Annotated in this window: 4 protein-coding genes and 1 pseudogene; 3 read left to right on the top strand and 2 right to left on the bottom strand. The window is 72.2% G+C overall.

Annotation, left to right across the window (positions count from 1 at the left end; translation table 11 throughout):
• A pseudogene (locus AB0I88_RS30870) lies at positions 1-221 on the bottom strand (hypothetical protein); the annotation flags it as partial.
• Between the two features lie 381 nt (positions 222-602).
• Here AB0I88_RS30870 and AB0I88_RS30865 point away from each other — a divergent pair.
• Positions 603-1,109, top strand: coding sequence for an inorganic diphosphatase (locus tag AB0I88_RS30865; RefSeq protein ID WP_361032487.1), 507 nt, complete (start codon positions 603-605; stop codon positions 1,107-1,109).
• A 126-nt stretch (positions 1,110-1,235) separates the two neighbouring features.
• Here AB0I88_RS30865 and eccD read toward each other — a convergent pair whose 3' ends face one another.
• Positions 1,236-2,657, bottom strand: a complete 1,422-nt coding sequence (gene eccD, locus AB0I88_RS30860) for a type VII secretion integral membrane protein EccD (RefSeq protein ID WP_361032484.1) — start codon at positions 2,655-2,657, stop codon at positions 1,236-1,238.
• A 154-nt stretch (positions 2,658-2,811) separates the two neighbouring features.
• Between eccD and eccCa the strand changes: the two genes are divergently transcribed.
• Positions 2,812-6,780, top strand: a complete 3,969-nt coding sequence (gene eccCa / locus AB0I88_RS30855; RefSeq protein ID WP_361032481.1) for a type VII secretion protein EccCa — start codon at positions 2,812-2,814, stop codon at positions 6,778-6,780.
• Positions 6,781-6,961: 181 nt separating this feature from the next.
• Positions 6,962-8,290: a type VII secretion-associated serine protease mycosin gene (gene mycP, locus AB0I88_RS30850; protein WP_361032478.1), complete on the top strand. Its 1,329-nt coding sequence runs from the start codon at positions 6,962-6,964 to the stop codon at positions 8,288-8,290.
• Positions 8,291-8,979 lie beyond the last annotated feature (689 nt).

Raw genomic sequence — 8,979 nt, 5'->3', positions numbered from 1 at the left:
GGCATCCCTCCGGCGTGCGGAACGCCCGCCGGTGCGGACGGCGGGAGACCGGGCTGACCAGCGGCCGGGGACGCCGGTGACGGCATCGGGAAGGTCTGCAAGAACTCGGGACGGCCGGTGGACGGCGCCGACGGGAACGAGCGTGGGCCGCCGGTCGGGGCGGGTGGGACCGCGGCCCGGCCCGGGGCGGGCTGAGCCGGGGTGGAGCCTGCTCGGGGCATGTTCTCCTGCTGCCACGGGAACGGCTGCCTGGACTCGACGGGCGGAGCCTCGGCACGACCGGCCGTAAAAGCTCCGGCCTGGGACGTGGGATCAGTCACGCCCGGATTTCGGGGATATACCGGAGACGCACCGGGCGGACCGGCGGTCCGCATACCCTCTTCGGGGCCGGGTTGCGAACCCGACACGCCGTGTCCCTCCGGACTGTCATGTGAATCTTGCCTCGTCACACGCCCCTCCTCGCCCGTGGCGTCAGACTTAGGGGAGACTAGCGACATCCGGCACACCGTCGCGCGCGGATCCTGCGGGCCCTGCATCCAGCCCCCGCTTCCCTGCCCGGCGGACCGGTCTATTCAAGCGGGCAAGCAAAAGGGGAGCGAATAATGGATTTCGACGTCTTGGTTGAGATCCCCAAGGGGCAGCGCAACAAGTACGAGGTGGACCACAAGACCGGACGTATCCGGCTGGACCGGACCCTCTTCACCGCGACACAGTATCCCGCGGACTACGGCTACATCGAGGGCACCCTCGGCCAGGACGGCGACCCGCTGGACGCGCTGGTGCTGATTCAGGAGCCGACCTTCCCCGGTTGCCTGGTCCGGGCCCGTGCGATCGGCATGTACCGGATGACCGACGAGCACGGCCGTGACGACAAGGTGCTCTGCGTCCCCTTCGAGGACCCGCGTCAGGAGCACCTGCGCGACATCCACCACCTGGGCGAGTTCGACCGGATGGAGATCCAGCACTTCTTCACGGTCTACAAGGACCTGGAGCCGGGCAAGTCGGTCGAGGGCGCGACCTGGACCGGCCGGATCGAGGCGGAGGCCGAGATCCGGGCCTCCTTCAAGCGCGCCGAGGCAGCCGAGGCCGAAGGCGAGCACGAGCACTGATCGATCGCTCCCGCAAACCGCTGACGACCGCACCTGCGGGGCCCGCGCCCCGCAGGTGCGGTCGTATTGCGATCCGTCCCATCCGACGGAACGCGAGAGATAGCTCACACCCCGGTCGGTGCGATGTCAGGTCAGGCCGGAGACCGCTCCGTAGAGGCCGGTCACGGCGCACGCCACCGGGATCACCGACACCACGGTGAGGGCGTCCAGCCAGTCGGCGGCACGGCCCAGATAGGGAGAGGGCGGACGGCTCGCGTACCGGGCTCCGGCCCCGACCGTGATCAGGGCGAGCAGGACGGCTCCGGCGATCACCGCGGGAAGGGCGTCGCCGGCACCGGTGAGCAGGTCGGCGCCGAGAGCGGCGCCGCCGGCGAGGCCGGCGACCAGCACCGGCACCCGGTGCCGCCAGGTGACGAAGAGGCGGGAGCGCAGCAGCAGCGCGGCCGCGCTGACCGCGAGCAGGATCCGCGCGGAGAGCGTGCCCTCGGTGGCGAGCACCGCGTAGGCCCCGGCCGCCAGAACGGCGTGGCCGAGAAGCATCCCGGCCAGCAACTCATCGGTACGCTCGACCGCCGCGAACACGGCCGCCCGCTGGGGACGCTGACGAACCGTGTCGGCACCCGGCCGGGAGTGCCCGTCCGGAACCACCGACTCGACGCCGGGTGGCAGGCTGACCGGTGGCAGCGGGGCCCGCCCGAACCGGACGGCGAGCAGCGGCAGCACCCCGAGCCCGCAGACCAGCAGCGAGATCAGCACCGCCGCGCCACCGGCCGCGTCGGTGAACAGCCCGGTGGCGGCGGTGAGCGCGCCCAGCAGGCCGACCGTCACCCCGGCGGTGAAGAACCGTGCCCCGGCCGCCACACCGGCCCCGCCCAGCGCCGACACCAGGAGGACCGCCACCGATCCGGCGAGCAGCTCGGGTCCGCCGAGCCACGGCAGCGGCCCGAACACCCCGCCGGAGTCGCCGGAGGTGATCAGGAGGGCGCCGCCGGCGAAGGCGTAGGGCAGCGCGTACCCCCCGAGGGCCACACCGGCTCGGCCGTCCCCGTACGCCCGGGACGCGATCATCCCGGTGAACGCGAGCACCAGCGCGACACCGAGCCCGGCGATCCCGGCGAGCTGCCCTTCCGGCCCGTCGAGCAGCAGGGCGGGCAGGCCGAGAGCGAGCGGGACGGCGGCCGCCGCCAGGGTGGCGGTCCGGGTCGCGGCCGGGGTCCAGACACCGCCCCGGCGGCGGGCGCCCTCGGCGATGGCTTCGACGACGTCGTCGTACTCCATCTCCGGCCACTCGTCGCCGGCCGGGACGAGATGAAGCACCTCGCCGTCGCGTACCCCTTGGGGGTGAAGGCCTTGAGCTGTGGCGAGGGCGACACCGTCGCCGCGCCGGAGCACCCACCCGCCGTGTTTCTCGCCCTCGTCGGCGAGGCCCTCGCCGGCATGGCGCAGCACCTCGGGCAGCAGCTCGGCCAGCGGAACCTGCTCGGGAAGGGCCACGTCGACCCGACGTTGCGGCGCGCTGATCGTCACGCGGGCCAGACCGACGCTCACCAGGGAATCCTTCCATCTGTCCACAGCCTGGACGGCAAGTTGTCCACAGCAACCGAGGTCGAGGCTGCGGGATCGACGGAACTTTACCTAGCATGGGCCGGTCGTGAGGTCCCGAGATCACCGGGGCTGGTTGCCGGTTGTCGAGGGAGCGGATATGGGCACCGTGATGGTCAGGCGGGCGGCCCGCAGGCCCGCACCGGAGATCCCGTCCGACCCGTTGACCGTCGATCCGCCGCCGGAGATCCCGGAGCAGGTGGCGGGGCGCTGGCAGCAGTGGCTGATGGCGCTGCCGATGCTGGGCGGCACGCTTGCCATGGCGATGATGATGGGCCAGGGTCGCGGCGGGGCGTATTCGTATGTGATCGGCGGGCTCTTCGGCGTCTCCTCGCTGGCTATGCTGACCACGTCGTTCGGCAACTCGGGCGCGCCGCGCAAGGCGGAGATGATGTCCGCCCGCCGGGAGTATCTGCGGCATCTGGCGGCGCTGCGCAAGCGGGCGCGCGACACCGCCCAGCGGCAGCGGACCGGCCTGCTCTATCGCCATCCCGATCCGGAGCGGCTCTGGTCGACGGTGGGCAGCCACCGGCTGTGGGAGCGCCGCGGGCCGGATCCGGATTTCGGCGTGGTGCGGGTCGGGCTGGGCCCACAGACGCTGGCCACCCCGCTGGTGCCGCCGGTGGCCCGGCCGCTGGACGAGCTGGAGCCGATGACGGCCGGAGCGCTGCGCCGCTTCCTGGACACCTATTCGGTGGTGCCCGACCTGCCGGTCGCGATGTCGCTGCGCGGCTTCTCCCGGGTCTACGTCCGCGGCGACGCGCCCGGAGCGGAGGGCCCGCGCGCCCTGGTCCGGGCGGTGCTGACGCAGCTCGCGGTGTTCCACGGGCCGGACGAGCTGGTGATCGCCGTCTGCGCCGGACAGGAGGCCCGCGGCTGGTGGGAGTGGGTCAAGTGGCTGCCGCACGCGCAGCATCCGAGCCAGTTCGACGCGATCGGTCCGGTCCGGCTGGTGGCCGGTGACGAGCCGCGGCTGGCCGAGTTGCTGGACGAGGTGATCGGTTCGCGGCCCCGGTTCCATCCCGGGGAGAGCGCCGGCAGCGTGCCGCACGTGCTGGTGGTGGTGGACGGCGCGGAGCCGGCGAACACACGGCTCGACGACGCGCTGGACGGGCTGACCGTGCTCGACCTGGACACCGCCCCGCCCCGGCTGCTGGACCGGTCGGCGCTGGTGCTGGAGGTCCGGTCGGACGGGATGCTCGGCACCTACACGATGGATCACGAAGGCGAGGTGGGCCGGGCCGACGGGTTGACCGTGGCGGAGGCCGAGGCGGTGGCCCGGCGGCTGGCGCCCTTGCGGCTGGCCAACGCCCCCGACCCGACCGGGGCGCCGACCTCGTCGGCCGAGACCGGGCTGCCCGAGCTGCTCGGCATCGCCGACCCGGAGAACTATTCGGTGGCGCACGGCTGGCCGGTCCGTTCGCCGCGGGACCGGCTGCGGGTGCCGGTCGGGGTGAGCGACGACGGGATGCCCGTCGAGCTGGACATCAAGGAGTCCGCTCAGGACGGCATGGGCCCGCACGGCCTGCTCATCGGCGCCACCGGTTCGGGTAAGTCGGAGCTGCTGCGCACGCTCGTGCTGGCGCTCGCCGCGACCCACTCCTCCGAGGTGCTGAACTTCATCCTGATCGACTTCAAGGGTGGCGCGGCGTTCGCCTCGATGGACCGGCTGCCGCACACCGCAGCGCTGGTCACCAACCTGGAGCACGCACTGCCCTTGGTCGACCGGATGGCCGACGCCCTGGAGGGCGAGATGGCCCGGCGGCAGGAGGTGCTGGCCAAAGCGGGCAACTACGCCGGACTGCACGACTACGACCGCGCCCGGGCCGGTGGCGCCCCGCTGCCGCCGCTGCCGACGCTGTTCGTAATCGTCGACGAGTTCACCGAGATGCTGAAGGAGAAGCCCGAGTTCATCGAGCTGTTCCTGCAGATCGGGCGGCTCGGCCGGTCACTCGGCGTGCATCTGCTGCTGGCCAGTCAGCGCCTCGAGGACGGGCGGCTGCGTGGCCTGGACACCCACCTGTCGTACCGGATCGGCCTGCGGACGTTCTCGGCGCTGGAGTCGCGGGCGGTGCTCGGTGTTCCGGACGCGTACGAGCTGCCCCGCTCGCCCGGTAACGGCTACCTCAAGTTCGGCACCGAGCCGCTGATCCGGTTCAAGGCCGCCTATGTGGGCGGGTCGATCCGGCGGGCCGGCGCGGGCGGCGGCCCGGCCGATCACACCGACCTGCGGGTCCTGCCCTGGACGACGCGGCACGTTGCGGTCCCGGCCGCCGCGCCCAAACCGAAGCCGGCCGCCGAGCCGGACGGCCCGAAACTGGCCGACGTGATCGTGGACCGCCTGGTCGGGCAGGGTCCGCCGGCACACCAGGTGTGGCTGCCGCCGCTCGAGGTGTCCCCGGTTCTGGACGAACTGCTCGGCCCGGTCGGAGTCGCCCCGGGCCGCGGGCTGACCTTCACCAACCCGGCGCTGCACGGCCGCCTCCAGGTGCCGGTCGCGGTCGTCGACAAACCCCGCGAGCAGCTGCGCGACGTGATGTGGCTCCAACTGGCGGGCGCGGCCGGGCATGTGGCGGTGGTCGGCGGCACGCTCAGCGGCAAGTCGACCGCGCTGCGGACCCTGATCTGCGGGCTGGCGCTGTCCCACACACCGGCCGAGGTGCAGGTGTACTGCCTGGACTTCGGTGGCGGCTCGCTCGGCACGCTGCGGGACCTGCCGCACGTGGGCGGGGTGTTCGGGCGGCTGGACGCGGAGGGTGTCCGGCGTACGGCCGGCGAGATGGTGACGCTGCTGGCCCAGCGGGAGGCCCGGTTCGCCGAACTCGGGGTGGACTCGATGGCCGCCTACCGGAGCCGGCGGGCGGGCGGATCCGACCCGTTCGGTGACGTGTTCGTGGTGGTCGACGGGTGGTCCACGATCCGTAAGGAGTACGAGGAACTGGAGCCGGTGCTGACCGACCTGGCGACGCGTGGCCTGTCGTACGGGATCCACCTGGTGGCGGCCGCCTCCCGCTGGATGGACTTCCGCCCGGCCGTACGGGACCTCTTCGGCTCCCGGCTCGAACTGCGGCTCGGCGACCCGTCCGACTCGATCATCAACCGGCGGGCCGCGCAGGCGGTACCGGACCAGACGCCCGGTCGCGGTGTGATCGAGCACCCGACCGACCGCAACCGGGGTCTGCACCTGCTGACGGTTCGGCCCGAGGTGAGCACTCTCGGGGACACCGCCGGGCTGGTCAAGGCGGTGGCGGCGGCCTGGGAGGGCCCGGTCGCCCCGCGAGTGCGCCTGCTGCCGGCCACGGTTCCGTACAGTGACCTGCCGGTGGATCGGGGCAACGGCCTGCGGCTGCCGATCGGCATCGCCGAAGCGGATCTGCGGCCCGTCGAGATCGACTTCGCGACCGACCCGCACTTCCTGCTCTTCGGCGACTCCGAGGCCGGCAAGTCGTCGTTCCTGCGCGCGCTGGCCACCACGATCACCAGCCGGTTCCGGCCGGAGGAGGCCCGGATCATCCTGGTCGACTACCGGCGCAGCCTGATGGACCTGCCCGAGTCGGAACACCGGATCGGGTACGGCATGCAGGCGCAGCAGACCAACGACCTGATCCTGTCCGCCGCCGGTTACATGCAGCGGCGACTGCCGGGTCCGGACGTGACGGCCCGTCAACTGCGCGACCGCTCCTGGTGGACCGGTCCGGAGCTGTTCGTGCTGGTCGACGATTACGACCTGGTGGTGGCCGGGCCGACCAACCCGCTACTGCCCCTGCTGGAATACCTTCCGCAGGCCCGCGACATCGGCCTGCACCTGGCGCTGACCCGCCGGTCCGGTGGCGCCGGGCGGGCTCTCTTCGAACCGGTGGTGCAACGGCTGCGCGAGCTGTCCGCCCCGGGTCTCGTGATGTCCGGGGCGCCGGACGAGGGCGCGCTCATCGGCAACGTCCGTCCGGCAAACCTCCCGCCTGGACGTGGTCGCCTGGTCACGCGGCGTGAAGGTACCCGCTTGATTCAGTTGGCTCACCTGCCACCTTTTCGCGATTCCGGAAAATCGACAGACCCTCAGTGCGATTAGCCACGTAGGACCGCAGCGACACGCCGTTGTGGGGGAGTAATCTCCCTCCATCGACTAACCGTCCGACTGAACGTCTCAGAACTGACCCGTCTCAGAATGGCGACGCCGACCCGTGAGCAGTGTGAGCATCGTGTCCCGGCCGGACAGGCCGCGATGGGTGGCACCCGCCGGCGGTTGGCCGGTGCTGAGCCGGCGGCTCGGCGCGTCGGCGCTGGCGGGCCTGATCGCCTTCGGTCCGGCGTCCGTCCCGGAGCCCGCCGTCCCGCTTCCCGCTGTCCCACTTCCCGCTGTCCCACTTGCCGCTGTCCCGCTTCCCGCCGGCCATGGAGCGGGTCTCCCGGCCGAGCCGATCGACACGGCCGGAGCATCGGTGCGCGCCGACCAGTGGCAGGTGCAGGCGCTCAACCTGACCGAGGCGTGGAACTACTCGGACGGCGCCGGCATCACCGTCGCCGTGATCGACTCCGGGGTGGACGCCCACCACCCCGACCTGGACGGCCAGGTTCTCCCCGGGCTCGACCTGGTCGACCGGAAAGGCGACGGCGAGAGCGACCCGGTCGGGCACGGCACCTCGGTGTCGGCCCTGATCGCAGGCCGCTCCGACGACCAGCACGGCGTCATCGGCATCGCCCCGAAATCGAAGATCCTGCCGGTCCGGGTACTGGACGAGGAGAACCGCTACGACGACGCCCTGATCGTGGCCAAGGGCCTGCGCTGGGCGGTCGACCATGGCGCCAAGGTGGTCAACCTGTCGCTCGGGGGCAGCGGATCCAGCGCGACCCTGGCGGCCGCGATCGACTACGCGTTCGCCAAGGACGTCGTGGTGGTCGCCTGCACCGGCAACGCGACCGGCACCGCCACGGCCACCACACCACGCTCCGGGGTGTGGTACCCGGCACGGGAACCCGGCGTGATCGCCGTCGGCGGCCTGGACCGGGATGGCGAAGGCATCTGGTCCGGATCCGTCACCGGCAAGGAGACGGTCGTGACCGCCCCGGCGAACGACCTGGTCGGCGCACGCCCCGGCGGCTACTGGAAAGTGCAGGGCACCAGCTTCGCCTCCCCCATGGTGGCCGCCACCGCGGCACTGATCCGCTCCCGCTGGCCCGACATGCCGGCCGGCGAGGTCGTCAACCGGATCATCAAAACCGCCCAGGACCGTGGCGACCCGGGCCGCGACCCCGAATTCGGTTTCGGCCTCGTCGACCCGGTGGCCGCGCTCACCGCCGACGTGCCCCAGGTGATCGGCAACCCGCTCGACACCACCCCGCCGCCCGGCGTGGCCCGTTTCGGCAGCGCACCGGCCCCGGGGCAGGCCCAGTCGGCCCCTGAAACCAGCACCGAGCCGAACGCCGCCGCGCAGCCCCCGGGACAGAACATCGGCGGCTGGGCGGCACCCACCGAATCCACCCCCACCGGCGTCCCGGTGGCCCGCTGGATCGCCATCCTGCTGTTCCTGCTCTCCGCGGTCGCCGCCGCGATAACGATCCGCCGCTTCGCAGCCGACTGAGCTCTGCTGGCCCTGCTGGTTGGGCTGGCTCTGCTGGCTCTGCTGGTTGGGCTGGTGGGGCTGGTTGGGCTGGCTCTGCTGGTTGGCTTCGCTCCGCGGCAAAGAGCCTTGTTCACCGGTGTCGAGGCAGGTGATTTCCCGCCGCCGGCAAACCCCGCTGGCGTCGGCAAAACACTTGCCTCGACACCGGCGGCCTTTGCGGGGGACGTCGAGTGCACCGCCTGGCCGGGGTGAGGCGGGCCGTTTCGTTGGTGGGTCGGGTGGACGATCACGCGACCCGATTGCCAGGTTACGGCCGTAGCGCGTCTGCTGGCAGAAGATCCACTCCGGCTGGCCACCAGAGTTGCCTCGAGGTGCTTGAGTCAACACCCAGAACCAGCCGAGAGAACGAACCGGCTGGCCGACAGGGTTTGACCCTGCTGGCCAAATCGCCCGCCCCACCCGCCTGCACGCCCGCCAGGCGGACGGGCGGGCGCACACAGCGCACCGCCGGAGCGCCCCACCGTCCCGGCGCCCCGGCGTCCCGGCGTCCCGGCGTCCTGACGTCCTGGCGCCCCGGCGTCCCGGCGTCCTGGCATCCTGGCGTCCGGTGGGCGGAGGGCCGGTGTGCAGGGCGATGTGTGCTCGGAGAACGTGACACCCGTAGTGGGTGTGACGACACCCGTTGCGGGTGTCACGTCTGCGGAACA

The sequence above is a fragment of the Actinoplanes sp. NPDC049802 genome, assembly GCF_040656595.1.
In the GTDB taxonomy this organism is placed as follows: domain Bacteria; phylum Actinomycetota; class Actinomycetes; order Mycobacteriales; family Micromonosporaceae; genus Actinoplanes.
The sequence above is the reverse complement of the archived record's forward strand: the minus strand, read 5'-3'. Positions and strand labels throughout refer to the sequence as shown.